This window comes from Desulfovibrio sp. 1188_IL3213 (genome assembly GCF_036763145.1).
Taxonomy (GTDB): domain Bacteria; phylum Desulfobacterota; class Desulfovibrionia; order Desulfovibrionales; family Desulfovibrionaceae; genus Desulfovibrio.
In genome coordinates, this window is record NZ_JBAIYR010000411.1 from 1 (window position 1) to 1979 (window position 1979).

Annotated in this window: 1 protein-coding gene and 1 pseudogene; both read right to left on the reverse strand. The window is 59.6% G+C overall.

Going from position 1 to position 1979, the window contains the following annotated elements; genetic code table 11:
* Nucleotides 1–786, reverse strand: a pseudogene (locus V6C16_RS12035) (glycine/sarcosine/betaine reductase complex component C subunit beta); the annotation flags it as partial.
* A 126-nt stretch (nt 787–912) separates the two neighbouring features.
* The gene (gene trxB, locus V6C16_RS12040) at nt 913–1839 is read right to left on the reverse strand and encodes a thioredoxin-disulfide reductase (RefSeq protein WP_333536416.1); all 927 of its coding nucleotides are present in this window, start codon (nt 1837–1839) and stop codon (nt 913–915) included.
* Between the last annotated feature and the right edge of the window lie 140 nt (nt 1840–1979).

Genomic DNA, 1979 nt, shown 5'->3' on the forward strand with positions numbered 1-1979 from the left:
GGGCGCTGCGCAGAAGCCGCGCACGTCAAAGCCGCTGGCATTGACGCATTCGGCTATTTCGGCAACGGCCTTGGCCATGTTGCCGCCACCGCGCTGCATGGCATCGCCCACGGCTTCTTCCGAGCATTCCACTACAAAATCCACGTCCGCCGGAGCCATGCCCGCATTCCTGATCAGGTGCAGCAGGCAAAGCACGGCGCTGGCCTTGCTGGCGAGATTTTCCAGCATTATGCCGGCTTCAAGATTTTCATCGGTATCGTGGGCGCGGCGGCAGCAGCCCGCCACCTTGCCGCCAAAATACAAGGGCAGCGCGTGGTGCTTTTCCACGGCCTCAAGAATGTCGGCCTCGGGCCTGCCCTTTTCCAGACGGGCCATCTGCTTTTCGCCCATGACCGGATTTTGGGCCAGCTTGACGGCCACGGCCGAGGCAAAGCCCTCTTCAAGCCAGATAAGGTCAAAAACGTCGCAAATATCCATAAGCCCGATGAATTCGTCCTCGGGCATGATTTCGCCGAATTTGCCGAAGCGCTGCACGTCACCCGGGTTGTCTATCCAGGGTGCGGGGGCTGCGGCCAGCTCGTCCACGCTCATGGCGCCTATATAGGTTTTGTTGGGCGCGTAAGAAGCGGCCTGTTCATAGGTTTGCGCGTGCTTTGGCAATTCGCGCAGGAATTCTGAATCGGGCTTGGCGCGCCGCTCCTGCGCCGGTGTGCCGCCGTGATGCAGGGCCAGTTCCGGCGCAAAGTTCAGGCAATACGCCGCGGCCTTGATGCCAACAGTTTTCATGCTGCTATCCTCCAGCGTCTTTGCAGAGCACTGTCACTGGTAAAGAATTGCTTGACGGCAGGCCGTGCCTGCCTGTTCCTGTGCGTTGCATGGGTGGCAAAACCCTGCGGGTCATGCACGCAATCGTTACTTGACGCTCTGATGTTGAAGGTAGGCATAGGCCGACATGGCGGCCCTTGCGCCGTCGCCAGCCGCTGTAACAACCTGACGCAACGAGGTGTCGCGCACGTCGCCGGCGGCAAAAATGCCTGGGACAGAGGTCTGCAGATTGGCGTCGGTGACTATCCAGCCGCCGTCATCCGTCTGCAGCAGACCGTGCAGAAATTCGGCATTGGGCAGGGTGCCGATAAAAATGAACACGCCGCTCAGGTCAATCTGGCGAATTTCATTGGTCTTCACGTTGCGCACCATGATTTTTTCAACCATGTCGCTGCCTTCAATGGATTCCAGCACGCTGTCCATCACGGGAACAATCTTGGGATTTGCCAGAGCGTGCTCCACCACCAGCCTGTCGGCGCGGAATTCGTCGCGGCGGTGGATAAGGTAGACCTTGGAGGCAAAGCCCGTGAGGTAGCATGCCTCTTCCACCGCAGTGTTGCCGCCGCCGATGACGGCCACTTCCAGATCTTCAAAAAAAGCCGCGTCGCACACGGCGCAATAGGAAACGCCCATGCCCGTGTATTTCTTTTCTCCGGGGCAGCCCTGTTTGCGAAAATAGGCTCCGCTGGCGACGATCACGGCCCCGGCGGCGATTTCCGTGCCGTCCTTGAGCGTGATTATTTTTTCGTTGCCGCGAGTTTCGAGCTTTTGCACCGAAACCGAACGGAATTCCGCCTTGAAGAACTCCGCATGCGCGCGAAACGCGTCGGCCAGCCCCGTACCCGTGCCGTCAATGATGCCGGGATAGTTTTCCACCCTGCTGGTGGTCAGTATCTGGCCGCCGGGACGGCCTTTTTCCAGAACAAGGGTATCAAGACCGGCGCGCTTGCCGTAAATGGCGGCGGAAAGGCCCGCCGGGCCAGCGCCGATAATGACCAGTTCACGCTTTTCCATAAAAACTCCTTAAAAGGGCCGTATGCGTACGCCGCGCTGTTGCCGCGAGGTTCGCTGTGTGTCCTCCGGTTTTCGGCTTCGGCAAGGCCCGGCTTGCGGCGATGCCTTTTCCGGCACGCGGCACGGAACTCGTGGTCTTG